The sequence below is a fragment of the Mycobacterium tilburgii genome, assembly GCF_902168065.1.
GTDB lineage: Bacteria > Actinomycetota > Actinomycetes > Mycobacteriales > Mycobacteriaceae > Mycobacterium > Mycobacterium tilburgii.
This window is the reverse complement of sequence record NZ_LR655703.1, coordinates 1-26,233: the sequence shown is the minus strand read 5'-3', so window position 1 is coordinate 26,233 and position 26,233 is coordinate 1. Positions and strand designations below refer to the sequence as shown.

The 26,233-nt window shown below is 66.2% G+C and carries 19 protein-coding genes and 10 pseudogenes; 9 read left to right on the top strand and 20 right to left on the bottom strand.

The features are described from left to right. Positions 1–14: 14 nt before the first annotated feature. On the bottom strand, positions 15–983 hold the full coding sequence (locus tag FQ389_RS08110; RefSeq protein WP_144206695.1) for a proline dehydrogenase family protein: 969 nt from the start codon (positions 981–983) through the stop codon (positions 15–17). After that, the gene (gene pruA / locus FQ389_RS08105) at positions 983–2,614 is read right to left on the bottom strand and encodes an L-glutamate gamma-semialdehyde dehydrogenase (RefSeq protein WP_144206693.1); all 1,632 of its coding nucleotides are present in this window, start codon (positions 2,612–2,614) and stop codon (positions 983–985) included. The genes FQ389_RS08110 and pruA overlap by 1 nt, the downstream gene beginning before the upstream one ends. 52 nt (positions 2,615–2,666) lie before the next feature. Here pruA and FQ389_RS08100 point away from each other — a divergent pair. Next, a pseudogene (locus FQ389_RS08100) lies at positions 2,667–4,299 on the top strand (PucR family transcriptional regulator). Between the two features lie 17 nt (positions 4,300–4,316). Further along, a pseudogene (locus FQ389_RS08095) lies at positions 4,317–5,667 on the top strand (sulfate adenylyltransferase subunit 1); the annotation flags it as partial. A gap of 34 nt (positions 5,668–5,701) precedes the next feature. Here the strand turns inward: FQ389_RS08095 and FQ389_RS23095 are convergent. From FQ389_RS23095 to fdxA, 6 genes and pseudogenes are all read right to left on the bottom strand, one after another. Further along, positions 5,702–5,944, bottom strand: a pseudogene (locus FQ389_RS23095) (alpha/beta hydrolase fold domain-containing protein); the annotation flags it as partial. A gap of 32 nt (positions 5,945–5,976) precedes the next feature. Continuing rightward, on the bottom strand, positions 5,977–6,372 hold the full coding sequence (locus FQ389_RS23090) for a hypothetical protein (RefSeq protein WP_456085319.1): 396 nt from the start codon (positions 6,370–6,372) through the stop codon (positions 5,977–5,979). A gap of 18 nt (positions 6,373–6,390) precedes the next feature. Then, the gene (locus FQ389_RS22295) at positions 6,391–6,558 is read right to left on the bottom strand and encodes a hypothetical protein (RefSeq protein ID WP_186296324.1); all 168 of its coding nucleotides are present in this window, start codon (positions 6,556–6,558) and stop codon (positions 6,391–6,393) included. Positions 6,559–6,779: 221 nt separating this feature from the next. Further along, positions 6,780–8,462: pseudogene (locus tag FQ389_RS08085) on the bottom strand (APC family permease); the annotation flags it as partial. A 103-nt stretch (positions 8,463–8,565) separates the two neighbouring features. After that, entirely contained in the window at positions 8,566–9,666 is a 1,101-nt protein-coding gene (gene dapC / locus FQ389_RS08080) for a succinyldiaminopimelate transaminase (RefSeq protein ID WP_144206692.1), read from the bottom strand. Positions 9,667–9,708: 42 nt separating this feature from the next. Then, positions 9,709–10,035, bottom strand: a complete 327-nt coding sequence (fdxA, locus tag FQ389_RS08075; protein WP_144206690.1) for a ferredoxin — start codon at positions 10,033–10,035, stop codon at positions 9,709–9,711. Positions 10,036–10,470: 435 nt separating this feature from the next. Between fdxA and FQ389_RS08070 the strand changes: the two genes are divergently transcribed. After that, the gene (locus tag FQ389_RS08070; protein WP_144206742.1) at positions 10,471–10,803 is read left to right on the top strand and encodes a hemophore-related protein; all 333 of its coding nucleotides are present in this window, start codon (positions 10,471–10,473) and stop codon (positions 10,801–10,803) included. Positions 10,804–10,865: 62 nt separating this feature from the next. On the opposite strand, the gene FQ389_RS08065 is transcribed toward FQ389_RS08070, so the two are convergent. From FQ389_RS08065 to mshB, 3 genes are all read right to left on the bottom strand, one after another. Then, the gene (locus FQ389_RS08065) at positions 10,866–13,502 is read right to left on the bottom strand and encodes a bifunctional FO biosynthesis protein CofGH (RefSeq protein WP_144206740.1); all 2,637 of its coding nucleotides are present in this window, start codon (positions 13,500–13,502) and stop codon (positions 10,866–10,868) included. Positions 13,503–13,566: 64 nt separating this feature from the next. Then, complete coding sequence (locus FQ389_RS08060; RefSeq protein ID WP_144206688.1) at positions 13,567–14,025, bottom strand: hypothetical protein; 459 nt, start codon at positions 14,023–14,025, stop codon at positions 13,567–13,569. Between the two features lie 92 nt (positions 14,026–14,117). Then, complete coding sequence (mshB, locus tag FQ389_RS08055; protein ID WP_144206686.1) at positions 14,118–15,035, bottom strand: N-acetyl-1-D-myo-inositol-2-amino-2-deoxy-alpha-D-glucopyranoside deacetylase; 918 nt, start codon at positions 15,033–15,035, stop codon at positions 14,118–14,120. 95 nt (positions 15,036–15,130) lie between these two features. On the opposite strand from mshB, the gene FQ389_RS08050 reads away from it, so the two are divergent. Further along, entirely contained in the window at positions 15,131–15,751 is a 621-nt protein-coding gene (locus FQ389_RS08050) for a TetR/AcrR family transcriptional regulator (RefSeq protein ID WP_144206684.1), read from the top strand. Positions 15,752–15,760: 9 nt separating this feature from the next. Here the strand turns inward: FQ389_RS08050 and FQ389_RS08045 are convergent, their stop codons facing one another. From FQ389_RS08045 to FQ389_RS08035, 4 genes and pseudogenes are all read right to left on the bottom strand, one after another. Next, positions 15,761–17,734 carry an ABC transporter family substrate-binding protein gene (locus FQ389_RS08045; protein ID WP_144206682.1) on the bottom strand — a complete coding sequence of 658 codons (1,974 nt, stop codon included), beginning with the start codon at positions 17,732–17,734 and terminating at the stop codon, positions 15,761–15,763. A 61-nt stretch (positions 17,735–17,795) separates the two neighbouring features. After that, positions 17,796–18,209, bottom strand: a complete 414-nt coding sequence (locus tag FQ389_RS08040; protein ID WP_407662811.1) for a hypothetical protein — start codon at positions 18,207–18,209, stop codon at positions 17,796–17,798. Then, positions 18,183–18,299 (bottom strand): annotated as a pseudogene (locus FQ389_RS21570) (hypothetical protein); the annotation flags it as partial. The gene FQ389_RS08040 and the pseudogene FQ389_RS21570, both read right to left, overlap by 27 nt. A gap of 141 nt (positions 18,300–18,440) precedes the next feature. Continuing rightward, a pseudogene (locus FQ389_RS08035) lies at positions 18,441–18,893 on the bottom strand (respiratory nitrate reductase subunit gamma). Between the two features lie 15 nt (positions 18,894–18,908). On the opposite strand from FQ389_RS08035, the pseudogene FQ389_RS08030 reads away from it, so the two are divergent. Further along, positions 18,909–19,241 (top strand): annotated as a pseudogene (locus FQ389_RS08030) (nitronate monooxygenase); the annotation flags it as partial. A 6-nt stretch (positions 19,242–19,247) separates the two neighbouring features. Here the strand turns inward: FQ389_RS08030 and FQ389_RS08025 are convergent. From FQ389_RS08025 to FQ389_RS08015, 3 genes and pseudogenes are all read right to left on the bottom strand, one after another. Continuing rightward, positions 19,248–19,475, bottom strand: coding sequence for an Rv1893 family protein (locus tag FQ389_RS08025; protein WP_144206680.1), 228 nt, complete (start codon positions 19,473–19,475; stop codon positions 19,248–19,250). A 56-nt stretch (positions 19,476–19,531) separates the two neighbouring features. Beyond that, a pseudogene (locus FQ389_RS08020) lies at positions 19,532–19,817 on the bottom strand (hypothetical protein); the annotation flags it as partial. Next, a pseudogene (locus FQ389_RS08015) lies at positions 19,817–20,224 on the bottom strand (hypothetical protein). The pseudogenes FQ389_RS08020 and FQ389_RS08015, both read right to left, overlap by 1 nt. A gap of 240 nt (positions 20,225–20,464) precedes the next feature. On the opposite strand from FQ389_RS08015, the pseudogene FQ389_RS08010 reads away from it, so the two are divergent. The 3 genes and pseudogenes from FQ389_RS08010 to FQ389_RS08000 all read left to right on the top strand — a co-directional run bounded on the left by FQ389_RS08010 (position 20,465) and on the right by FQ389_RS08000 (position 23,370). Then, positions 20,465–21,761, top strand: a pseudogene (locus FQ389_RS08010) (steroid C27-monooxygenase). A 51-nt stretch (positions 21,762–21,812) separates the two neighbouring features. Then, positions 21,813–22,352: a YceI family protein gene (locus FQ389_RS08005; protein WP_144206738.1), complete on the top strand. Its 540-nt coding sequence runs from the start codon at positions 21,813–21,815 to the stop codon at positions 22,350–22,352. Positions 22,353–22,446: 94 nt separating this feature from the next. After that, positions 22,447–23,370 (top strand): SAM-dependent methyltransferase, encoded by a 924-nt coding sequence (locus FQ389_RS08000; RefSeq protein WP_144206678.1) that lies wholly within the window; start codon positions 22,447–22,449, stop codon positions 23,368–23,370. A gap of 141 nt (positions 23,371–23,511) precedes the next feature. Here FQ389_RS08000 and FQ389_RS17860 read toward each other — a convergent pair whose 3' ends face one another. Both FQ389_RS17860 and FQ389_RS17855 read right to left on the bottom strand, forming a co-directional pair. Further along, a complete protein-coding gene (locus FQ389_RS17860; RefSeq protein ID WP_260860591.1) occupies positions 23,512–23,835 on the bottom strand; it encodes a hypothetical protein in 324 nt (107 codons plus the stop codon). Continuing rightward, positions 23,819–24,325: a DUF7159 family protein gene (locus FQ389_RS17855; protein ID WP_186296322.1), complete on the bottom strand. Its 507-nt coding sequence runs from the start codon at positions 24,323–24,325 to the stop codon at positions 23,819–23,821. The genes FQ389_RS17860 and FQ389_RS17855 overlap by 17 nt, the downstream gene beginning before the upstream one ends. An 848-nt stretch (positions 24,326–25,173) precedes the next feature. Here FQ389_RS17855 and FQ389_RS07990 point away from each other — a divergent pair. Further along, on the top strand, positions 25,174–26,163 hold the full coding sequence (locus tag FQ389_RS07990; protein WP_144206676.1) for an esterase family protein: 990 nt from the start codon (positions 25,174–25,176) through the stop codon (positions 26,161–26,163). Positions 26,164–26,233: the final 70 nt, after the last annotated feature.

Below are 26,233 nucleotides of genomic sequence, written 5' to 3'. Positions count from 1 at the left end.
CCGTGAAATCACACTCAGTGCCCGCGTTGGGCGAGCGCCCGCAAAAAGAACGTCAGGTTGGCCGGCCGTTCGGCGAGCCGGCGCATGAAGTACCCGTACCACTGCGTGCCGAACGGTACGTAGACCCGCACCTGGTTGCCCAGGCCGGCCAGCCGGCGCTGCTCGTCGTCGCGAATGCCGTACAGCATCTGATATTCGAAATCTGCTGTCCCACGCCCTGATTCGCGGGCGATGTCGGGCACGGCGCCGATGATCACCGGGTCATGCGAGGCCACCATCGGGTAGCCCGACCCGGCCATCAGCTCGCGTAGGCAGGCCAGATAGGAGGCGGTGACCTGGTGCGCCCCGCGGTAGGCCACCGACACCGGCTCGTCGTATGCGCCCTTGCACAGCCGGATCCGGGCCCCCGACTCGGCGAATTCTCGGCAGTCGCCCAGGGTGCGACGGAGGTAAGCCTGCAAAACCGTGCCCAGCCAAGGGAAGTCTGCCCGCAGGTTACGCACGATCGACAAGGTCGAATCGGTGGTGGTGTGGTTCTCCGCGTCCACCGTAACCCACATCCCGGCACGCCCGGCGGCCTCGCAGATCGTCCGGGCGTTCTCCCGCGCGATCTTCTCGCCGTCACGGGCCAGCGACTGCCCGATCGCCGACAGCTTCACCGACACCTCCGGCGGGCGGACCGCCACCCCCGCCGGCTGCTCCGCCCCGGCCAATCGGTCGATCAAATCCAGATACGTTCGCACAGCCGCGGCGGCGTCGTCGGCGTTGACCACGTCCTCGCCCAGATAATCGATGCTGACGTAGCGGTCCGAGGCACGCAGCGCGGCAACACTTTCCAGCGCAGAGTCGATCGTCTCACCGGGAACGAACCGGTGCACCACGTTTCGGGTGACCGACAGCCCTTCGGCGGCGCGGCGCAACCCGTCGCGCCGGCTCGCGGCGATGATCGCCGGCCGCAGGGTGTGGGCGAAGACGCCGGCCATCAATCGGCTCCCATGTGCGGGTAGGTGTGGTTGGTGGCGGGGACGAATGTCTCCTTGATGGTCCGGGCCGACGTCCAGCGCAACAGATTCAGCACCGACCCGGCCTTGTCGTTAGTCCCGGAGCCGCGCGACCCCCCGAACGGCTGCCGCCCGACGACGGCCCCGGTCGGCTTGTCGTTGATGTAGAAGTTCCCGGCCGCGAACCGTAATCGCTCCTGAGCAATCAGCACGGCCTGCCGGTCATCGGCGATCACTGCGCCGGTCAGCGCGTAGGGCGATCCGGTGTCGATCACGTCGAGGATGCGTTCGTAGTCGTCATCGGGATAGATGTGCACCGACAGCAGCGGGCCGAAGTATTCGGTGCGGAACGCTTCGTCGGTCGGATCATCGGACAGCAGTACCGTCGGTCGGACGAAATAGCCGACGCTGTCGTCGTATTCACAGCCCACCGCGATGGTGACCCCGGCCGTGCGCTTGGCCCGCTCGATGGCGTTGACGTTCTTGGTGAAGGCCCGACGATCGATCAGTGCGCCACCGTAGTTGGTCAGGTCGGTGACGTCGCCGTAACGCAGCGCAGCCGCCGCACCCAGGAAATCGTCGCCCATGTGCTGCCACACCGAGTGCGGGATGAACGCACGGGATGCGGCCGAGCATTTCTGGCCCTGGTAGTCGAATGCACCGCGAATCAGCGCGGTACACAACACATCCTGGCGAGCCGAGGCGTGGGCGACCACAAAGTCCTTACCGCCGGTCTCGCCGACCAGGCGCGGATAGCTCTGGTAGCGGGCGATATTGGCACCCACCTGCTGCCACAGCTGCTGGAAGGTCACGGTCGATCCGGTGAAGTGGATGCCTGCCAGCCGCGGATCGGCCAGCGCCACCGCGGACACCGCGAGACCGTCGCCGGTGACCAGGTTGATCACGCCCGGCGGCAGTCCCGCGGCCTCGAGTAGCTGCATGGTCAGATACGCCGACAGCGTCTGGGTGATCGACGGCTTCCACACCACGGTGTTGCCCATCAGCGCTGGCGCGGTCGGCAGATTGCCCGCGATCGAGGTGAAGTTGAATGGCGTAATCGCATAGACGAACCCGTCCAGCGGGCGGTACTCGCTGCGGTTCCACTCCCCCGGTCCGCTGATCGGCTGCTGGGCCAGGATCTGGCGGGCGAAGGCGACGTTGAAGCGCCAGAAGTCGACTTGTTCGCAGGGCGAGTCGATCTCGGCCTGGTAGGCAGACTTGGACTGGCCGAGCATTGTCGCGGCGGCAATCTTCTCCCGCCACGGCCCGGCCAGCAGGTCGGCGGCGCGCAGGAACACCGCGGCACGCTCGTCGAACGGCAGCGCTGCCCAGTCGTGCTTGGCGGCCGTCGCCGCCTCGATCGCCGCGGTCGCGTCGGTGTGCCCGGCGTTGGTCAGGGTGCCCAGCGTCGCGGAGTGCCGGTGCGGTTGGACAACGTCGATGCGCTCGCCGTCACCCATGCGGTGTTTACCGCCGATCACGTGCGGCAGGTCGATCGGGTGGTCGGCCAGCGCGGCGAGCTCAGCGCGCAGCCGGGCACGTTCCGGCGAGTGGGGGGCGTAGTCGTGGACCGGCTCGTTGGCCGGGATGGGTCCCTGGCTGATCGTGTCCATGGTGTCAGATCCTCGCGCCGACCGCTCCGACTGTTGGCTGATCGGACAAACTATGTGGTATCTTATAATAGAATTTGATAGTGGGAGAGCGCCTGGGGTCGGGCAGGGTCAACTGTTGCTGGTGCTGGACGCCACGCTGGTCAGCCTGATTCTGGATGGTCGCGCACCGCGGGGACTGGATCTGACGGTGCGCTCGGCCGCTGATTGACTCCGACGACATCTGGCTCGGCACGTCGGCCACGGCGAGCTCGGCCGACGTGTTCTTTCTGCTGGGCGTCAGCGACGACGAGGCGCTGCGGTGGATCGACAAGCAGGCACGGGAACGGGCGCCGGTCGCGACCTTCGTCAAAGAGCCGGGCGACACGTTGGTGGCCAGGGCCGCGGCGGTCGGGACGGCGATGGTGGCGGTGGAACCGCAGGCCCGGTGGGAGCGCGGCTCTACCGGTTGGTCAATCACGTGCTGGAGCACCATGGCGACCGCACCGACCCGACGGAGGACCCCGGCACCGACCTGTTCGTCTTGGCGCAGTCGCTGGCCGACCGCATTCACGGCATGGTCAGCATCGAGAACGCCCAGTCGCACGTGCTGGACTACTCGGCCTCCAACGACGAAGCCGACGAGCTGCGCCGGCTGTCCATCCTCGGCCGGGCCAGGCCGCCGGAGCATCCGAAATGGATCAATCAATGGGGCATCTTCGACGCGCTGCGCGCCGGCGGCGAGGTGGTGCGCGTCGAGGAGCGCCCGGAACTGGGGCTGCGACCCCGGCTGGCGATCGGCATTCACCACCCATCGGCCGGCGCGCGTCGCGCGCCGCAGTTCGCCGGCACCATCTGGGTGCAGCAGGGCTCGCAGCAGTTGGCCAACGACGCCGACGGGATCCTGCGCGGCGCGGCGGTGCTGGCCCGCCCGCATCATGTCCCGGCTCGCGGCCCGGCCGTCGACGCATGCGCGGCGGTGCAACAGCTTTTCGGGTTGACCGACGGCGAACCCGCCGACGTGGCCGCGATCGCCCGCGAGCTGGATTGTCCGCCGACGGCAGCGCCACGCTGATCGGCTACGACACCACCGATGCCGAGTCCCGGTCCGCCCGGCTGGCTGACGCGATGGCGTTGAGTGCCAGCGCTTTTCGTCGCGACGCCAAGTGGCATCGCACGCCTTTCGCATCTATGTTCTGCTGCCGCAGACCTCGCTGTTCCGATCGGTGACGTCGTGGGTGCGGGGCACCATCAGCGCGCTGCGCACCGAACTCGGTGTCGAGCTGCGCGCGGCGATCGCCGCACCGGCCGGCGGACTGACGGGCGTAGCGGTGGCGCGCGCCGAGGTCGATCGGGTGCTGGACAGCGCTGAGCGACACCCGGTTTCGATCGGCCGGGTGACTTCGCTGGCCGAGGCGCGGACCACCGTCCTGCTCGACGAGATCGTCACCCTGATCAGCTCCGACGAGCGGTTGGTCGATCCGCGCATCCGCGACCCGCGAGCACGGGACCCGGTGTTGGCCGAGACGCTGCGGGCGTACCTGGACAGCTTCGGCGACGTCGGCCTCGCCGCCGCGTGGTTGCGGGTGCATCCCAACACGGTTCGGTACCGGGTGCGCCGGATCGAGAAGTTGCTGTCGACCTCGCTGGGCGATCCCGAAACGCGACTGCTGTTCTCGCTGGGCTTGCGGGCTCTCGAGAACGTCTAGGGTTACCGCCGCGAAAAATGCTACGGTCCCGAGTTTCACCTGTGCGGCAAACCCGCCAGCTGTTGCGCATCGCCACCGCCAGCTCCGTCGACGACAGGAAGAGCACCCTGGTCGGGCGGTTGCTGCACAACACCGACAGCCTGCCGTTGGATCACCTCGAGGCGATCACCGACGAGGATGGCTTCGCCGACCTGGCGGCGCTGTCCTACGGGCTGCGCGCCCGAACGCGAAAAGGGCATCACGATCGACGTCGCCTACTGCTTCTTCGCCACGCAAACCCGTAGCTACATCCTGGCCGAAACGCCGGGACACGAGCGCTATACCCGCAACATGTTCACCGGAGCCTCAAACGCGCACGTAGCCATACTGCTGGTGGACGCCCGCGCCGACGTGTTACGGCAGACCCGCCGGCATGCCCGCATCGCAAAGCTATTGGGCATCAAGCACTTTGTCGCGGCAATCAACAAGATCGACCTGGCCTTCGATGAGGCGAAATTCACCGAGGTGTAGCAGCTGCAGACACTAGCGGCACACCTGGGCGAGATCGACATCACCGTGATTCCGTTGGCGGCCAAGCTGGGCGACAACGTCGTGCATCGTTCCGAGCGCACGCCGTGGTACGGCGGGCCCACGTTGCTGGACTACCTGGAAGGGGTAGAGCTGACCGCCCCGCACGCACAGCTGTCGCGGCTGCGGCTGCCGGTGCAATGGGTTTTTCGGCCCACCGTCGAGGTGCGCCGCCGCTACACCGAGCGGCTTGCCGCGGGTACGCTATTGGTTGGTGATCCGGTGATCTCACTTCCGTCGGTGACCCGCTCGACGGTTACGGCACTGGACGCCCTCGACGAGGAACGCAGCACAGCCGTTGCGCCCCTGTCGGTTTCGATCGAACTGGCCGACGACATCGACGTCGGCCGCGGCGATGTGCTGGTCAGCGGCGCCGACGACGCCGCCCTGCCGGTGCCGGCACGACTCGATGCGACCGTGTGCTGGTTCGTCGACGCCCCGCTGCGGGCCGGCGACCGGCTGGCGCTCAAACAGACCACCAACACCGTGCGGGCGACCGTGCAGGAGCTGCACACCCGGCTGGACACCGAAACCCTCGAGGAATTGGATCAGCCGGTTGAGCTGGCACTCAACGACATCGGCACCCTAACCCTGCGCACCAGCAGCGTCGTCATCGCCGACAGCTACACCGACAATCGCGACAGCGGCGCATTCATCCTGATCGACTAGACGACCAATGACACCCTCGGCGCCGGAACCATCATTGAGGCCCGTGGGGTCAAACCAGGCAGCCATGCCCGCACCGACATTCTCTGGCATCCTTCGGCATTGGACAGCGTGCACCGCTGGCAGGCCACCGGGTAGCCGTGCGCCACCATCTGGTTCACCGGCCTGCCGGCACCGCAACGTCCACGCTGGTGTCGGCGTCTTCGAAGCCGGGCTGAAATCGCGGATCGTTAGGGGTCAGTGCGGCCAGTGCGGTTAGGTGCCCGCCAGCCGAACCCCCGGTAATGGCAAGCCAATCCGGATCGCCGCCGTACTCGGCGATGTGTTCCTTCGTCCATGCGATCGCGCGTTTGACGTCGACGATCTGGTCGGGCCAGGTGGAGCATGGGCTGAGCCGGTAATTGATCGCGACACAGATCCAGCCCAGTTCGGCCAGATGGCTCATCAGTGGATGCGCCTGTCCGCGTTTGTTTCCCACCAGGCACCGCCGGAAACCTGCAGCAGCACCGGCGCCCGGCCGTTTCGGTCGAGGTCGGGCCTTCGCCAGATGTCGAGGTAGTTGCGCGAACCGCACTCCCCGTAGCTGATGTCGCCGTCTTGCGCGTAGTCACAATAGATGCGCAGCATGCGCGCCGCGCCGGGTTTCTTCGCCGTCGCACCGCCCGGCGCCGGGCGCTTCCACAAATCACCCGACTCCCGCCGCCGGTCGGGACCCAATCCGGCGTCCAGCGCCGCCGTCAGCGGCTCGTTGGCTTGGTGCCCCGAGATGCCGCAGGCCGAGCAGGCCCAGCCAGGACACCGCCGACAGCAGCCAGGTGAACATCCGGTCCGCGCGGGCAACCGGCGCGACAGCGCGGCCTACGTCGCGAATTGGACGCCGAGCGCCTGCATCGGCAACTCGGACGCGACCACGCCGTAGGCGACGGAGAACGCCGAGCCGTATCCACCTTTGCCCAGCGGCCGATACCCGCTGGCGGTGAAGGCGAACCCCACCATGGCCGCCAACACCGCTCCCAGCCGCTTCACTGCTGTCCTCCCCATGGACGTTCCGTAAAACTGGCCTCTACGTTAACGGTCAGCTTTTGCTGTCTCCTGTCGCCCGGGTCTGCCGGCCTTGGCCGGGTCTTTGACGATGTGGTAAGTCGGGTCGGTCATCGACATCGGCCGGTTGCCGCTCTGCTTGGGTTTGCCGGTGATCCGCAGCAGCTGACCGGGCTGGATGTCGACCCCACCCCGCCCCCGGACCGGAAGATCACGTTGATCTCGCCGCTGTGGTCGCTGACCAGGACGGTGCGCAGAGTGCGCCGGCCCTTGGTGGTGTCCTCCACTTCGTTGACGCGTCCTTCGAACGTGGCACGGCGCCCCGGCATCAGGCTAGCGACGGTTGAGTACCGACCGCGACGGGTCGGGATGCTCGTAGGCATCGACATCCTGGGCCTCGTCGCGGGTAACCCATTCGCCGAATCGTTCGAATTCGCGGATGATGCGCTGTTCGGTGCGTTCCGGGTATGCCTCTTCGATGCGGTTCTGGACGTCGTACGGGACGATCGTCGCCGCCGCGTCGGGAACCATGCTGACCGCCCGGGCGGTCTTGTCCGCGGTGCGGTCGTGCCGCGCGTACTTCACCAATCGGGCCGGTCGGTGCGAAACATCTCGAGAATCGCCGCCTCGGCCCAATATTCGCGGTTCAACCGGATCAGCAGGAACACCAGGACGGGAAACACGACGACCAGCCAAGCACCCTTGACCGAGCCGCCGGTGGTCAGCAGCAGGATCACCGACAGCGCGGTGAGCGTGATGATCCCGTTCGAAAACACCAGCCGGTGACCGCGTTTCATCAACTGCCGGGGCAGAAACCGATCTTCGGCGACGAAGCTCGCCAGCGCCGGGAATCCGTTGAAGCTGGTGTTCGCCCCGGTGAACAAGATGGCGGCCGTAGCCGTCTGCACCAGGATGTAGAAGATGTTGCCGACGGTCCCGCCACCGCAGACCGCGCGGGTGATCTGCGGCAGCACCGAGAGATATCCGCTCTCGTACGGCGTGGCGTGGGTTTCATACGCCAGGTAGGCCACCTCGGCCGGCAGCCCGAGTATGGTCGCCATCGCGGTCAGCACCCGACGGGCGTTGCGGCCCTGCGGTTTTCGAAATACGTCGACGGTGTTGGAGATCGCTTCGACCCCGGTCAGCGATGATCCCCCGCTGGCGAAGGAGCGCAGCAATTTCAGGATCGTCGCGCCCATCACCAACCCGTCGGCCTGGTGCACGGGCACCGTTCCGGGCATCCAAGCGGGGTCGTAGACGGGCAGATCGCCCCAGAGCACGCGCACCAGGCCGACGATGATAGTCAGACTGACCATGACGATGAAGAATTAGGTGGCCAGCGCGAACGGCAGGCCGGCTTCCTTCAGCCCGCGCAGATTCAGGAAGCAGATCACCAGCACCACGCCGACGGTGATCTCCAGGCTGTGTGGCCCCTGGGACGGGACCGCCGACACCACCGCCACCGTGCCGGCTGCACGGCGACGGTGACCACGTAGTCGATCAACAGCGAGGCGGCCGCGACCTGGGCGACGAGTGGCCCGAAATTCTCCCGCGCCACAATGTAGGACCCGCCGGCACGAGTGTAGGTCATCACCACCTGCCGATACGACGCGGCTACCAGCACCAGGATCAGCAGGATGACACCGGTGATCGGCAGCAACAACGTAAACGCCGCCAGGCCCGCCGCGGGCAGCAGTTCGATCAGGATCTGCTCGGGAACGTATGCGGTCGATGAGATCTCGTCAGGTGAAAGCGCGCTCAGCGCAACCGGATTCGACAGTCTTTCGGCCCGCAGATTCTCGGTGATCAGCGGCTCGCTCAGGAAGATGCGCTTGGCGACGTCCGCGACGGAGAATCGGAAGGCGCAGCTTGCTGGCCGAAGTTGTCACGACAGCGTTCCTTACCTCGAGGGGTTGGGTGATGCTCCAAAGCATTCTGCCGCATCACCGGGGTTGCGGCGGATCGATATCCGATTTCTCGATCGGGAGGCAATCAGCAGGTAGCCGAGGCGGTGAGCCGCTGCACCGCGGTGTCGATCCGTTCGTCGGTGGCGGTCAACGCTACACGCACATGTTGCCCGCCGCGCGGGCCGTAGAACTCACCCGGCGCCACCAGGATACCCCGACTGGCCAACCACCCGACGGTGTCGCCGGACGGCTCGCCGCGGGTGGCCCACAGGTACAGCCCGGCCTCGGAATCGTCGATCGTGAAGCCGGCTTTGCGCAGCGCGGGCGCCAGCATCGCGCGCCGTCGCGCATAGCATTCGCGCTGCAGCTTTTCGTGATCGTCGTCGTCCAGCGCGGCGACCATGGCGGCCTGCACCGGTGTCGGCACAATCATTCCGGTGTGTTTGCGCACGGCCAGCAGCTCGGCCACCAAGCCGGGATCACCGCAGACCAAACCGGCCCGGTATCCTGCCAGCGACGAGCTTTTCGACAGCGAATGGATGGCGAGCAGTCCAGTGTGGTCGCCGTCGCAGACGTCGGGATGCAACACCGACAGCGGTTCGGTGTCCCACCCCAACCCCAGGTAGCACTCGTCGGAAGCCACCACCACGCGGCGTTCACGTGCCCATCCGACCACCTTGCGCAGATGATCGACGCCCAGCACCCGTCCGGTCGGGTTACTCGGCGAGTTCAGGAAGACCAGCGCCGGCGACTGCGGCCCCAGCTGGGTCAGCGAGTCGGCACGCACCACTTGTGCGCGCGCCAGCCGGGCACCGACGTCGTAGGTGGGATATGCCAGCTCGGGAACGGCAACCAGGTCTGTGGGGCCCAGACCGAGTAGCGTGGGAAGCCAGGCGATCAGTCCCTTGGTGCCGATCACCGGCAGCACGGCGGATTCGGGAACCCCGGTGATGCCGAAGCGGCGGCGCAGGGCCACAACCGCCGATTCGCGCAACTCGGGCGTGCCAGCGGTGGCGGGATACCCGGGAGAGAAGGCGGCGGCCGCCAGCGCCTCTTGAATCACCGGCGCAACAGGATCTACCGGCGTGCCGATAGACAGATCGACGACGCCATCGGGATGCCTCCCGGCCGCGGCTTTAGCGTCTGCCAGCGTGTCCCAGGGAAACTCCGGCAGAAAAGCCGACACGGCAGGTCGGCCCCCCGTGGACTCCTGCTGCACTGGTCCCCCTCAGTCTCCTTCGCCCTGCGGCGGCAGATCCTTGACCGCTTGCGGGTCATTTTCGGTCATACCGACCTTAGCCGCACCTCCCGGCGAGCCGAGGTCGGCGAAAAAGTCGGCGTTGATCTGGGTGTACTGGCTCCACTGGTCGGGCACGTCGTCTTCGTAGTAGATCGCCTCGACAGGGCACACGGGCTCGCAGGCGCCGCAGTCCACGCATTCGTCGGGGTGGATGTACAGCATCCGCGCGCCCTCATAGATGCAGTCGACCGGGCATTCTTCGATACACGCCTTGTCCTTGATGTCGACGCAGGGTTCGGCGATCGTGTAAGTCACGGACGTCTCCTCACCGTTTTGTCGATGTACTGCTCATCTGGGCTGCTGCCTCGCCGCGGCGCCTCGGGCAGCCATAAGCAAAGCTTTCGGTTACTGATACTAGACGTTGCACATACACGTCAACTACCGGGCATGCCACGACTCGGCGGACTTTCGGTACGAGCAGTCTCGCAGCCGTGTTCAATGTCGTACCCGCTATCCGAACCCGCCATGCGACCACTTGGCGCGATTACCCGGACGTGTCGATCGCTGTGACGAATATCACCGGACTGGTTGACCGCGGCGGGACACATTTTCGGCCCGTTCTCCGAATAACAGTGAAAGCAAAGAACGCCCGCGGCGGCTGGTAATCTCGTCCGAGACGGCAGCCGGTAGTGCAGATCACGTAGCCGTCGTTGGCGTTGCAATAACTTCCGGGGAAGGTGTCTAAGCATGATGACGCTGTCGTTGAGCAAATTGACGGCCGCGGTCGGCGGTGCGGCGGTCGCGTTGAGCGCCGCGGCGAGGGTTGCCTCGGCAGACCCCCTGGATCCGATCATCAACACGACCTGCAACTACGGGCAGGTGATCGCGGCACTCAACGCGAATGACCCGGCGACTGCCCAGCAGTTGAACGAGTCGCCGTTCGCGCAGAACTACATTCTTAAGTTCCTGGCCGCGCCGCCGCCCAAGCGCCAGCGGATGGCTGCCCAGATCCAGGGCATGCCGGCCGCAGCGAAGTACTTCAACACGATTCAGCAAGTCGCGGTCGTCTGTAATAACTACTGAAGTTTACCAAGGCGCCGCCGGCCCACGGTTTTCGGGCCGTGCGGTGCTGTATTCGCGGGCCGCTACGCCGCGAGCGGGCTGTAGTCGGTGCTGCGCTGCCGTGCCGGGCGTCCGATGCCGGCGACGATGGCGACCAGCTCGGCCACCGTTTTGGCCGAGCCGTGTTCGGAGCCGGCCATCCGCGAGATGGTCTCCTCCATCAACGTCCCGCCCAGATCGTTGGCGCCGCCATTGAGCATCACCTGGGTGCGCTCGACACCGAGCTTGACCCAGCTGGTCTGGATCTGGGAAATGCGGCCGTGCAACATGATTCGCGCCAGCGCGTGCACCGCCCGGTTGTCGCGGTGCGTCGGCCCCGGACGGGCGGCGTCGGCCAGATACAGCGGCGAACTCTGATGCACGAAGGGCAGCGGCACGAACTCGGTGAAACCGCCCGTGCGGTCCTGGATCTCGCGCAGCACGTTGAGGTGGCCGACCCAATGCCGTGGACTGTCGACGTGTCCGTACATCATCGTCGACGACGATCGCAGGCCCACCTCGTGCGCGGTGGTGACGATCTCGATCCACATCGAGGTAGGCAGTTTGCCCTTGGTCAGCACCCAGCGCACCTCGTCGTCGAGGATCTCGGCGGCGGTGCCCGGAATGGTCCCCAATCCAGCCTCGCGCAGGCTGATCAGCCACTCCCGAACGGAAAGCCCGCTTTTGGTCACGCCGTTGGCGATCTCCATTGGGGAGAACGCGTGCACGTGCATCGAGGGCACCCGGTCCTTGACGGTGCGCACCAGATCCGCATACCCAGTGACCGGCAACTCGGGATCGATCCCGCCTTGCATGCACACCTCGGTCGCGCCCTGCACGTGCGCCTCCCAGGCACGGTCGGCGACCTCCTGCGCAGATAACGAGTACGCGTCGGCGTCACCCTTGCGCTGCGCGAACGCACAGAACCGGCATCCCGTGTAGCAGATGTTGGTGAAATTGATGTTGCGATTCACCACGAACGTCACGTCGTCGCCTACCGCATCCCGGCGCAGCGAATCCGCCAGCGCGGCGACGGCTTCCAGCGCTGGTCCGTCCGCGGTGGCCAGCGCCAGGTATTCGTCGTCACTGCAGCCGGCCGGATCGCGCTCGGCCGAGCGCAGCGCGGCAAGTACGTCGGTGTCGATGCGTTCGGGCGCGCTGCTGTCCCGGGCGGCCAGCTCGTGCACTTGCGCGCGGATGGATTCCCAGTCACCGAAGGCGCTGTCGAGGTCGCTGCGCGCTTCGGTGTTGCGGCCCTCGGTGTCGATCGCGGCGTTCAGGCCCACCCGCCCCGACGATTCCGCGTCGTCGGGCTCCTGCCAGGGCAGGCCCGTGGGATTGACGTCGCGCGCCAGGCCAGTATCTGGATCAGCCAGTGCCGCAACGTGGTTGCGCACCCGCGGATCGATCCATGCGGCGCCCGCCTGAATGTATTTGGGTTGCGCGGCCAGCCGCTGCACCAGATCGAATCCAGCTTCGGCGGTGACCGTCTCGAGCCCATCCAAGGCGGGCCAGGGCCGTTCGGGATTGACGTGGTCGAGTGTCAGCGGTGAAACACCGCCCCAGTCATCGACTCCCGTCGCCACCAGCGCCAGGCATTCCTCGGCAGACACCAGGTTCGGCGGCGCCTGGATCCGCATACCCGGACCGAGCACCAGCCGCGCGACGGCGATGGTCGCCAGGTAGTCCTCGATGCCGGCATCGGGCACCGCGGCCATCGCGGTGTGTTGCTTGGCCCGGAAGTTCTGCACAATGACCTCTTGGACGTGCCCGAACTCCTTGTGCGACTTACGAATCGCATGCAAGGTATCGGCACGTTCAGCCAACGTCTCGCCGATACCGACCAGCAGACCGGTGGTAAACGGAATCGACAACCGGCCCGCGTCGGTCAGCGCTCGCAGTCGCACCGCCGGGTCTTTGTCCGGACTGCCGTAATGTGCAAGCCCTTTCGTCTCGAAGAGCCGGCGCGAAGTCGTTTCGAGCATCATCCCCATCGACGGCGCCACCGGCTTGAGCAGCGACATCTCCGACCAGCTCATCACGCCCGGATTCAGGTGCGGCAGTAAGCCGGTTTCCTCGAGCACCCGGATCGCCATCGCGCGCACATAGGCCAGCGTCGAGTCGTAGCCGCGCTCGCTGAGCCATTCACGCGCCTCGGGCCAGCGGTCCTCCGGTCGGTCACCCAGGGTGAACAACGCTTCCTTGCAACCGAGCTCACCACCGCGACGGGCGATGTCGAGGATCTCGTAGGGCTCCAGGTACATGCCCGCACCCCGGGCGCGCAGCTTGCCCGGGACGGTGACGAAGGTGCAGTAATGGCAGTTGTCCCGGCACAAGTGGGTCACGGGGATGAACACCTTGCGCGAGTAGGTGATCGGCAGCCGCCCGTTCGGCCCGCACCGTCCCGCCGATTCCAGGCCGGCATCGCGCACCCGTGCCGCGCTCGCGCACAAATCGGCAAGGTCGTCGCCGCGCGCGGACATCGCCACCGCCGCCTCGTCGACGTTGAGGGCGACCCCGTCGCGGGCCCGGCGCAACACACGCCGCAGCGCGGACCCGCTGGCCTTGGGCACAACGACGGGATTCGGCAGAGCGATGGGATCTTGGCCTGAAGGCCTCGGTGTCACTGGCACCTTGGTGTAACTTCCCCGCGATCGAATTTCATCCGGATGTCCCGACATCTGCAGTTTCGGCAACCATAGCGATGCTGTACGCAAACAGTAGCGCCGGTCGTGGCTTTCATCGCTAGCGGACACCGCGCCGCAGCAGGACCAGCGCGAGCGGCGTCGCGCCGAGCGCGATCAGCAACAACGCGCCGTAAGCCATCAGGCCACTACCTCCCAAGATGATGTCGTCGGCGGGGCCTCCCATGCTGAGCACAGCCACGGTGAGCAACCACGTCCACAGCGGCGACGCCGCCCCGCGCGCCGTGCTGGTCCAGCGCCCTGCCGCCCAGACCAGGGCGGCGTTGACCAGACCGCTGAGCAGCCCGCTGATCGGAAAGGGAACGGCGCCGATATAGGAAGGTAGCAGGAACGCCCCGGCTAGTGCGGATAAGACCCCGTCCACCACCAAGAGTACCAACACCACGACGCGAATTGCGGGGTCTGTCGTACCGAAATCCCCGACGGGTGCGGTGCGTGGCTTGGTTTCGGTCAGGTCGGGACGCTGTCGACGTTGGACAGAATGGAGCCGATAACCCACTGCAGGCTGTCGAGCCGGTCCTGCCAGTGCTGAAGGTTCGGGTCCAGGTCGGGGTCCATGTGAATTCCTTTCGTGGCTGCTTCTTTGGCAGCCTACTCCGCGACCCACCCGTTAAGATCGAGTCCCGCGAGCAGGTCGGTCTCCCAGCCGCGGCCGTCGCGCGGCCCGGCGGAACCGGCGACCAGCACGTAATGTTCGTCGCCCAGAATCGGCAACGCCAGGTTGTTGGACAGGGCGCACGCGCGTCCCGTCGGCCCGACCACGACCTGGGTGGCGTGCGCGGCGAGCGCCGCCACCTTGGCGGCCAATGCCTCGGGTGGACCTTGCACGACGGCATCGATCTTCTCGTCGGGATAGCCGAAGTCGAATTCCTCCGCCCGCGGCATCGTCCACCCCGGCAACAGGTCGTCGGACCCCAGCGCATGCCAGCCGGCCACGAAGGCATCGGCGGCCAGCACCGTCCAATAGAACTTCGGCACAGTCCACGACCGTCCGGGGTAGTCGGTGGACTCCGCCGCGGCGGCCACCGCCGCGGTGGTGATGGTGTGGGCGTGGATGTGATCGGGGTGGCCGTATCCGCCGTTGGGGTCATAGGTGACGACGACGTGCGGGCGCTGCTCGCGGATGATCGCGACCAGCGCGCCGACGGCCTCGTGTTCGTCGGCGTCGACGAACCGCCCGCGACCGCCTGACGGCCGCCGCGCCTCGGTGCCGGCCATGCCCGAGTCGCGCCAGCGCCCCGCCCCGCCCAGATACAGCGGTGCGTCGACGCCGAGTGCCTGGAGGGCCGCGGTCAGTTCGCCGATCCGGTAGCCGCCGAGTTGATCGGCCTGGTCGACCGCGAGCCCGGCCCAGCGGTCGCCGATCACCTCCCCCTCTTCGCCGAGCGTGCAGGTTACGACACTGACCTGCGCCCCGCGCGCGGTGTAATAGGCGATGGTGGCGCCGTTGCTGAGTGTTTCGTCGTCGGGGTGCGCGTGCACGAACAACAGCCGCCGAGTCTCGGGCACGGACGCACTCTATCGGCACCCCACCCGGCAGCTCTCGGTCGCCGGGTGGGCCGAATGCCGCACCAAGTAGGAACGCCGACGGCTACTATCGAAAAATGTCGAAAGCCACTCAGACAGCGTCGAGCGCCGTTCGGAGCCGTCGCCGGGGCGAGGTCCTCGAACGCGCGCTCTACGAGGCCACGCTGGCCGAGTTGACCGAGGTCGGCTACGGCGGGCTGACGATGGAGGGAATTGCGGCGCGCGCCCAGACCGGCAAGGCGGCATTGTACCGGCGCTGGTGCAGCAAACACGACCTGGTGCACGCCGCGCTGGTTTTCGCGTTGCCGTCGGTACCCGAACCGCGGTCCGGCCGGTCGCCGCACGAGGCCCTGCTCACGGTGTTCACCGCGCACCGCGACGTGCTGGCCGGCAAGACGGCGTTTCCCGGGCTGGGCATCATTCACCAGTTGCTGCACGAACCCGAGATGCGCGCAATCTTCGCCGACGCGGTGGTGGGGCCGCGGCTCAAGCTCATCGATTCGATCCTGCAGGCCGCCGTCAAGGCCGGTGACATCGATCCAGCCACCCTGACTCCGCTAACCCCGCGCATCGGGCCGGCGCTGATCAACCAGCACTTCCTGCTGACCGGCGAACCGCCGAACCGGCGCGAGCTGGCGATGATCGTAGACACCATCATTCCGCCCCGCCGGCCCCAGCAATCGCCCGCCGGCTCCTGACGGCAGGCGCTACGGCCCGGTCTCCACCCACTGCCCGGCATCACCGACGATGCCGACCGGCACCGCACCGGAGAGGCTGACGTTCTGCACGCTGGGACCCGCGCCGACGATGGTGGCGTCCTGCAGAATCGGCAGCACAGTCGCCATGTTCCACAACCGCGGCTCCACCGCGGTGATCACCTCGCCGATGCTCTTGGTGCCGTTGAGAGCGGCATCGATGTTGGACTGCAGGCTGCGGTCGCAGATCCCAGTGAGGTTCGACGGCGCCTGCACCAGCGCGCCGGGGTCGGGCGGCCGACTGGGCGCCGTCGGCGTGGAGGTGGGCGTGCCCGATGTGCCGGCGGGCGGGGACGGCACGGTCGAGCCGGCGGGTGTGCTGCTCGGCGCTGTCGACGAGGCGGTCGACGCTGTAGTCGACGAGGTGGTCGACGCTGTAGTCGACGAGGTGGTCGACGCTGTAGTCGACGAGGTGGTCGGGACGGTGGTCGCCTCCAGGGCAGGACAGCCGTATCGGGACGCCAGCGACGTCGCCAGGTTGCCGCCGGCCTGATGCCAGCCGACGATCGCGTCGACCTGGTTGTTGATCAGCGCGTCGCGGTACAGCGTGACCGGGTCCAGCGCGGACACCGACGCGGCGATGCCCACGTTGCGCAACTGGTCGGCGGCGGTGTTGGCGACCGCGACCGAGGTGGGGTCGTTCGACGCCACCCCGATGGTCAGTGTCAACTGCTTGCCGTCCTTGCTGATTCGGCCGCGGGTCACTTCCGGCGGTTCGCCGTTGGGGGTGGTGGGCTCGGGGGTCGGTGACGCCGACGCGCTGGTCTCGATCTGGTAGCCGGCCGCCGAGAACAACGCCAGCGCGGCCTGTTTGCTCATCGCCGGCGGCGCGGTCGGTTCGTAGCCGGGGTCGCTGGGCGACCGGATCTGGGCCTGATCCAGCGAGATCGTGTTGTCACCGCCCGCACCCACGGCCGCGAGCAGGTCGACGTCGAGGAGCCCCAAGATCCCCTTACGCACCCCGGCATCGCTCAGCTTGGGCTGGTTGGCGCGCAGGGTGAGCTGCATGACCCGCGGGGTCATGATCCGGGCGGTGCGGACCTCCGGGATCGCCGACAGCTGCGCGAAGGCCGCCGACCCGCCGTGCACCTGCGCCACCTGGGTGTCGCCGTTGCGCACCGAGTCGGCCAGCGCGGCCGGCGCGCCGGCCCGGCGGAACAGGATCAGGGAGGGTTTGGCAGGCGGCCCCCAGTAGCGGTCGTTGCGCGCGATCAGGATCTCGTCGCGCTGCGGGTCGATGTTCTCCACCCGGAATTGCCCGCCGGTGACCGTCAGCGACCGGACCAGACCGGCGGCGAACCCGCCCGGCACATCCTTGACGATGTGCGCCGGCAGCAGGTTATTGAACAGTTCCTTCCACGCCGGATAGTGCTGTGCGAAGGTGACGACGGCCTGCTTGCCACCCTCGAGTGATTGCACGCCGGTGATCAGGTCGTAGCCGGCCGGGTCCACCACCCCGGGCTGGGTGACCATCTGATGCCACAGGTACCAGAAGTCGTCGGCGCCGATCGGCGCGTTGTCGGTCCACTGCGCCTCGGGCCGGATCTGGTAGGTCACCGTGAACGGATTCTGGTTGGTCACCTCGGCGGAGACCAGGAGCGTCGGGTCCATCTCCCACCGCGAACCGGTCGGTGAGGTGGGGTCGGGCACCGGCCGGAAGGCACTGGGCAGCACCAGCGCGCTGATCGCGGCGTTCACCGGGGACAGGTCGGACAGCAGATGCGGGTTGAACCCGGCTCCGATCGAGTCGATGCCCATGATGATCTGGGTGACCCGCTGCGGCGGGGGCGGCGTGTTGTGCGGGGTGTCGGTGCTCTGCGGCGCCGGCGGCGGACTGACGGTGCAGGCCGCCAAGGTCAGCCCGGCCACGGTGAGCAGCACGCTGGCCACCAGAAAGATGTGGCGCACCCGGTGCAGCACGACCATCAGGGTATCGACCGCCTGCCCGGCGGCTCGGTAGATCCTGCGGGCGATGGGTAACAAGGAGCTAGCCCCGGGCCTTGGCTCTCGCCTTGCTGCGGGCCCGCGACGTGGCGTCCAGCTCGACCTTGCGGACCCGCACGATCTCCGGGTTCACCTCGACGCATTCGTCGGCCGCACAGAACTCCATGGCCCCTTGCAGGTCGAGTTGGAGCGGCTTGGCCAGGGTCTCTCGATCACGTCGGCGGTCGAGGACCGCATGTTGGTCGCGGGTGACGTTGATGTCCAGATCGTCCGGGCGCGGGTTGATCCCCACGACCGTGCCTTCGTAGGTGTCCTGGCCCGGTTGGACGAAGAACTGGCCGCGGTCGGCGCACTGGATCATGTCGAACGGCGCGATGGTGCCGCTGCGGTCCGACACCAGCGAGCCGGTGTGGCGGGCCCGGATCTCCCCCGCCCACGGCCGGTAGCCGTCGAACACGGCGTTGGCGATGCTGGTGCCCCGGGTCAGGGTGAGGAAGTCGGTGCGGAAGCCGATCAGGCCGCGGCTGGGCACTATGAAATCCATCCGGACCGTGGCTGATGACCAGTCAGCGTACTAGTCAAGTGATTTGACGCATGGGCTACGCTACCGAAATTTTGCGAGCGCGCAAGGAAGGCCGTTGCCATCATTCATGGTCTCGCGCCACGTGCTCGTTGACGGGCAGCACCGCTAAGCCCAGTTGACCTGGCACCGACCCTGACGGATCGCCGAACTACCAGCCGCGGTGCCGCGAACCGACCAAACTGGTGGGGGTCGGCGGCATCGCGGCTGCGATACACGATGTAGGGCCGCAACAGGTACACGATCGGCGCGCTGAACGCGTGGTACCAGCCGGGTGAACGGCCACAGCGCGAACAATGCCAGAGCAATGAAGACGTGGATTCGGGTAATAGAACGCCGCGTGTGCCATTAGGTCGCCGCGCGGGTCGAGGATCCAGATCGAACGGAACCAGACCGACACCTTCCGCCGGAATCGTACAACTCGCCGAAGTGTGTGGAACCGGCCAGGGTGCAGCACATGCCCGCCACCAGGGCGCAGGCCAGCACCGCGTACATCAGCTTGTCGTTTCGGGTGGTGGCCCGCCGCACCAACGGGTGGGTCCGGCGACGGTAGATCAGCAACCCGATACCGGTGCGGTGATGGCGGGCAGCCGCGGTACCGTCCGCAGCCGTTCGTTCACGGGCAAGCCGGCCCGGATGCTGCGCAATGACTAGACCGAGGCCTGGGAGCAGCCGGGCAATCCGAAGCCGCTCGGAATGCCGTTGCAGTACATGGTGTCCGGCATGGCGGTGCGGGCCACCAACAGGTACCCGAACGAGTCCGTCGACGTCGCCTTCAACCCCGTCGGGCAGGTGGTCGGTCAGTTCCAGAAAGTCGAGAAGACCTCGACCGTGATCGAGCGCTGGGTGCAGGATTACCTGGAAGCGACCAACCGACTCGACGAACTCAACGAGGCCGCCATCGTCTAACGGCGGCTACTCGTCGTCGACTTCGTACTTGCCGCCCCCGGTGAAGACTTCTTTGGTCTTGTCCACCGCGTGGGTTGCGATGTCGATGGAGTGTTGGATGATGCTGCTGGCGCCGCCCGCAACATCGCCGCGAATGATGTCCCCGACGTTTTCGACAATGTCCGCCGCTTTCTCGACGGCGTTGGTCGCGATGTCCTTCGCCGCGTCGATCGCGTCTTTGGGGTTGACCGCCATCGGAGTCTCCTAATCGTTGCCTGACTTTGCTCCGACTCTAGACCGTCAGTAGGTTCCAGGCTCCGCCAATAGTCTTCGGGGATCTCGGTGCCCGAGCGCAACGCGAGCCAGACCGACGGCCATCGCGATGCCCAGCAGCCCCAGCCACAATCCGGCAAACGTGATCACCGCCCAGAGCATGGCGGTGATCACGTTTGCCATGGCGACAGCAACGCCAGCGCGGGAGCAAATGAAGAAACCGAGGCCGACGTACCAGGCCGAGCCGGCCCGATCGGAGGCCAGCACGAAGCGCAGCCACCGAGGAATCGGGCTGTGCGCCGGCGGACGTTCGGCGATGACCATTACGGACCGTTACGGGGCGGGAAGAACCCTGCGACGATGAACCATCCCTACTTGCCACCCTTGAGCTCCCAGGCACAGCATGGGTAGCCCCCGGCCTCCGACTGCGCCGCGCTCTGCTGCGGGCCGGGGCACTTGGCGCCGGCCTTCTGCACTCCATACAGCGGATAGGAGATCACCCAGTACCCGGTGGTCGCCGGCGGGAACTGGTTGGGCGGCGGAAAATGGCAGGCCTCCGCCTGCCCACTGAGTCCGCGCCCGAAAATGAAGCCGCTCGTAGTTGTCGCAGGGTGCGCCCAACGACTCCTGGTAGTTCATCCCGGGCACGTCGCCTAGCCGGCCACCGCGCTCGGTGCCACTGCCACGGCCCCGACCGTCACGGCGGTGACGGCAAGTAGTTCGCGAATCATGCGTCCTTTCGCGTAAATGTCACCTGGTCCGTCGATGTGCCGGTGACCTAGATCAACAGCATAACTATTGTGGTCCAGGCCACAAAGCCCCGTCGGCGACGGGCCGTGTGGTGCGGTGGCCAGCGCTGCTGAACGTGTTGCAATTCGGCCGATCGAAGTTGTGTTCAATCCTTCTTAACCGTGGTGTCGCGATGGTTTAATTGGCACAAGACATACGGCTAGAATACTTCGTATCGAGAAGTGGGCCGTGTCAACCGATCAGACCACCACCAAGCTGGTCCCAAATTTGCCCCCGGCTTCGATTTCGCCGACCCCGACATCCACGCCGCGCGATTATCGGTGGAAGAACGGGCCGCGTTGCGCCGCACCGCGCCGATCTGGTGAAACGAACAACTCCGCGGCTGCGGAGGATTCGACGACGACGGCTACTGGGTGATCTCCAAGCACAAGGACGTCAAAGAGGTCTCGCTGCGCAGCGACGTATTCTCCAAGCCTGGTGAACACCGCCCTGCCCCGTTACCGCGAGGGCACCGTACGCGAACAGCGGGAGACGGGCAAATTCGTGCTGCTCAACATGGACGCTCCGCAACACACCCACCTCCGCAAGATCATCTCCCGTGGCTTCACCCCCGCGCCGCGGAACGGTTGCGCGAGGACCTCAACGAGCGCGCCCGGCAGATCGTTGCTGCCGTGGCGGCCGAAAGGTTCGGCGATTTCGTCGAGCAGGTGTCCTGCGAATTGCCGCTGCAAGCCATCGCCGGACTGTTGGGTGTGCCACAAGAGGAGCAGATGAAGCTGTTCCACTAGTCCAACCAGATGGTGCGAGACCGGGATCCTGAGTTCGCCCGCAACGATGCGATGGGCGCCTCGGTCGAGCTGATCACCTATGCGATGCAAATGGCCGCCGACCCAACGAAAAACCCCGGCGACGACATCGTCACCAAGCTGATCCAGGCAGACGTCGACGGCCACAAGCTCTCCGACGGCGAATTCGGTTTCTTCGTGATTTTGCTGGCCGTGGCCGGTAACGAGACGACCCGCAACTCGATCACTCAGGGCATGATGGCCTTCACCGATTTCACGGATCAGTGGGAGCTCTACAAACGTGAGCGTCCGGCCACCACCGGGGACGACGAGATCGACCGGTGGGCCATCCGGGTGACGTCGTTCCAGCGCACCGCGCTCGAGGACTACGAGCTGTCCGGGATGCAGATCAAGTAAGGCGCAACGGGTGGTGATGGTCTACCGCTCGGCCAATTTTGATGAGGCCGTCTTCGACGATCCGTTCACCTTCAACATTCTGCGCAACCCCAACCCCCACGTGGGCTTTGGCGGTACGGGTGCGCACTACTGGATCGACGCGAACCTAGCGCGCATGACGATCGACCTGATGTTCAACGTCATCGCCGACGCCATGCCAGATCTGGAATTGGCGGGCAAACCCGAGCGGCTACGGTCCGGCTGGCTCAACGGCATCAAGCACTGGCAGGTCGACTACCACACCAACGGGGCCGGCAAATACCCCGTCGCGCACTGACATCCGTGTTCGGCGCGGCGGGCCGGCGAATACAGTTCGTCTGTGACGCGGTTGTGGACTCTCGACGCTGCCGACGGTGAACTCCTGCTGCGCACCGGCGTCACGGGCCGGGCCGCCCGGATGAGTCATTGCCTCACGATCGCAATGCTGCGCTGGCAGGCAACCGTCAAGTGGTTCGGCGCCGACCCCGTCGCCGCCGAACTCGTGGTCGAGACGGACTCACTCAAGGTGATCGGCAGCCAAGGCGGCGTCAAGGGGCTTTCGGGACCAGAGAAAGCGCTGGTCCGGTCGAACGCGTTGAGTTCGCTTGACGCGGGCCGCTTCCCCCGGATCCGATATGCCACCAACCGTATCGAAAAGACCAAGTGCGGGTACCGCCTGATCGGGGACTTGCACATTCGCGGGAAGCAGCGTGAGCACGTAATCGATTTGCACACACAGGATCTCGGCGAGTCCTGGCAAATATCCGCGGAATCCGTCATTCTGCAGTCCGACTACGGCATCAAGCCGTACTCACTGCTGATGGGTTCGGTCCGGGTCTCCGACGGGGTGACGTTGAGTTTCGAAGCGGTCCATTGCAAGGACAAATAGCCGCCCGACGGTACCCGCCGACGAGTGTATCCTCGTAAAGGATTCATTACCCCAGCTAAGTATCAACTAGATTGACTCGTCGGGAGAAGTCGAAATGCCTCGTACAGACAATGATTCGTGGGATCTGGCGACCAGTGTCGGAGCGACCGCCACGATGGTGGCTGCCGGGCGGGCGGTCGCCACGAAGGCTGACCCGCCGCTGATCGACGACCCCTTCGCGGAGCCCCTGGTGCGAGCGGTGGGAATCGAATTCCTCGCTAGCTGGGCTAACGGAGACATCAACGCCGCCGACATCGACGGACCCGACGATGTCTGGGGTCTGCAGCGAATGGCCGATCTGATGGGTGCCCGGACGCGTTACTTCGATGCGTTCTTCCGGGACGCGATGGATGCGGGAATCCGGCAGGCCGTCATCCTGGCGTCCGGTCTGGATGCGCGGGCCTACCGGTTGCAGTGGCAGGCCGGCACCACGGTGTACGAGATCGACCAACCCGAAGTCATTCAGTTCAAGAGCGCCACGCTCGCCGATCTGGGTGCCCGGCCGACGGCCGATCTGTGCGAGGTGGCGATCGACCTGCGACAGGATTGGCCGGCAGCGTTGCGGGCGGCCGGTTTCGACGCGTCCGCGCCCAGCGCCTGGATCGCCGAAGGCCTGCTCGCATTCCTGCCCGCGGATGCGCAGGATCGCTTGCTGGACAATATCACCGAGCTCAGCACGCCGGGCAGCCGAGTGGCTGCCGAGATCTTCGGCAACCGGCCGGTCGAAGACGGTGTTCAAGCGCCGGACGCGATTGCGCTCGCCGCCGACCGCTGGCGAGCGCATGGGTTCGAGGTCGAACTCGCCGATCTTCGCTACGACGTCGAGCGCAACGACGTTGCAACATATCTGAACCAGCATGGCTGGCGGACCGAGCGCAAGACGCTCAACGAGCTGTTCGTGGCGAGCGGCATTCCCGAAATACCCGGAGAATTCTTCAATGCCGAGACCTACTACTGCACCGCGATCCGGCCTGCCTAATTCGGCCCGACGGTAGGACCCCGGGCCGGGGTCAGCCGCTTTAAGGCTGCTGCGGCTCCGGCGTGGGGCTCGCCGTTGTCGCCGGGAATGTGCTCGAGAACCCTCGTCAGATACGGTTGCGGCCTCATTAGCCTCCGGTTGCTATTCGGCGAGGGTACCTTGCTTCCCCTCCGGTGCATCCTGCCTCGACACCGGTTCCCTGGCGGCGGGTCGGCGCGGCGGCTCGACCGCCAGCGGGGCGCGACGGCGGGCCGCCCGGCTTTCGACCACTCGGGGCGTCGACCGGTGCGCCTGGTGCTTGCCCGGTGCCTGCTCCGCGGTCGGCGAGAACTGGATGCCGACCGCCATGGCGAGCGACGAGACGAAGGTGACCGCGCCAGCGGCCAAGGCGGCCGCGGCGCCGGCATAGGACCGGCGACCCGGTCGGAGGAGGTGCCGCGGGTGCGGGTCAGCCGTGCCGCGCAATCAGCTGCTCGTCGGTGAACTCGGCGCTGCGGGCCGCCGCTAGTGCCGCGCCGCGGGCGACGGTCACTTGTGCCATCTTCTGCGCGAAAACCGGTACCGGTAAAGCCTTTTCAATCTGCCACGAAAAGCCGTCGATATCGCTGTCCGCGCCCACCACCACTACGGCCTGCGGGCGCCAACCGCTGCGGTCGAACATTTTGGTCAGCCACGATCGCAGCCCGTCGAAGCCGCCGCTGACGTGCTTGACGACGGTGCGGGTTTCGTCGTCATTTTTGTCGACCATCACGACGGTTGCGTGCTCATGTTCGAGAAGGCAGACCGCCGTCTGGTCATAGCCGACGACGGGAGCGATGGCCAGGGCCAGCGTTTCGACCGCATCGAGCAACCGGACCGGCACGACGTTGTCGAAACCGGCGTCGGTCAGCGCCTCCAGCAGCAGTACCGCTTGGGCGGCGGCCGCGTCATTCCACGTCACACGGATGACACGCAAGCGGTGCTCGCTCGCACTGGCACGCGCATCCACCCGCAATACCTCTTGAGCTACCTGGTCTGCGGTACTGTACGGTGGATAAGCCGCGTTCGGCGCGCAACGCCGTTTCCTGATGGTTCAGGATGGTGTCATGCGCGTCGCGTCCTTCAGCGAGGACCCACCCGAAGGTGGTCGGCGTCACTGTATAGCCCTAGAATCGTCTCCAAAGTTCTCACACCTCAATCGTTTCAATCGTCCCGACCTGCGGCGGCCCCACGGCACCATCGCGCAGCGATAACCCGCTGGTGCGGTGATTCTCTAGGGGCGGAACGGACCGGGTTTTTGTTCGGTCTCCATCGGCTTGCTCCGTGAGAGCCTACGCGGTCGTGGCGGGTTCGGCTGCACCGATGTCGGATCCGGGGGGACCGTGGCCGAGCAGGGGCACGGCGGCCACCAACCCGACATAATTATCAAGAACGTCAATCGGGGCGATTTCGGCTCACTCCGGTGTTCCGTCGCCACATCGGTTGTCGGTGCGGCTAACCGTGCGGCCGCTTGATGGTGCCGCAGGGCGTGTCGAAATCGGACGACAAACGATCGTTGCCGAACGCGCTGAACGACTCATGTTGTCGTCTGTTAGCGCCCGGGAATCCGGCTGACCCACCGCTTCTACCAGCGATTTTGCTCTTCCGGCGGGCGATGACGCATGCGCGGGCTTTCTGTATCGGTTATCGCGCAACGTTTAAATTCGACACCGAGCGATACAAAACCGAGATGACAACGCGTCCTAATCGACATTTGAGCTATTCACACGGTAAATTCTGTCGAGGGCACCACGGCACGACATACAACCGACAAGGGGCGCAGGTATGATAGACGTGAGCGAGAAGATCCGGGCCTGGGGGCGCCGGCTTTTGGTCGGCACGGCAGCGGCAGCGGCCCTGCCGGGTCTGATCAGTCTTGCCGGCGAGACAGCCACCGCGAGTGCATTCTCGCGACCTGGGCTCCCCGTCGAATACCTGCAGGTGCCATCTGCAGGTATGGGCCGCGACATCAAGGTCCAATTCCAGAGTGGCGGCGAGCGCTCACCCGCGGTCTACCTGCTTGACGGGTTGCGAGCCCAAGACGACTACAACGGCTGGGACATCAACACCCCCGCGTTCGAGTGGTACTACAAGTCGGGCTTGTCGGTAGTCATGCCGGTCGGCGGCCAGTCCAGCTTTTACACCGACTGGTACCGCCCGGCGTGCGGGAAGACCGGCTGTTCCACCTACAAGTGGGAGACCTTCCTTACCAGCGAGCTGCCCGGATACCTCTCGTCGCAGCGCGGTGTCAAGGCGAACGGCAGCGGGGCGGTCGGGATCTCGATGGCCGGAGCATCCGCGATGAACCTGGCTATCTACCACCCGACCCAATTCATCTACGCCGGTTCGCTGTCCGGCTACCTCAGCCCCTCGACCGGGCAGGGCTGGATCGGTCTGGCCATGGGCGACGCCGGTGGCTATAAGAAGGAAGACATGTGGGGGCCCGACAACGACCCCGCCTGGGTCCGCAATGACCCCTTGGTCAACGTCGGTCAACTCGTCGCCAACAACACCCGGCTGTGGGTCTACTGCGGTAACGGAACCCCGAACGAACTAGGCGGTGCCAACCTGCCGGCCACGTTCCTCGAGAGCAACTTCATGATCGGCGTCAACAAGAAATTCCAAGAGGCCTACACCGCCGCGGGCGGACACAACGCCGTCTTCAACTTCCCCGACTACGGAACCCACAGCTGGGAATACTGGGGCGCGCAGCTCAACGCGATGAAGCCGGACCTGCAGAGCACCCTGGGCGCCACCCCGGGTGGCGGCGGATAGGGCGCTGTTGACCCTCAGCACGTTATGGGCCGTCGCGGCAGTGCTGGGGGCGGGCTGGTTGTTGGTGGGG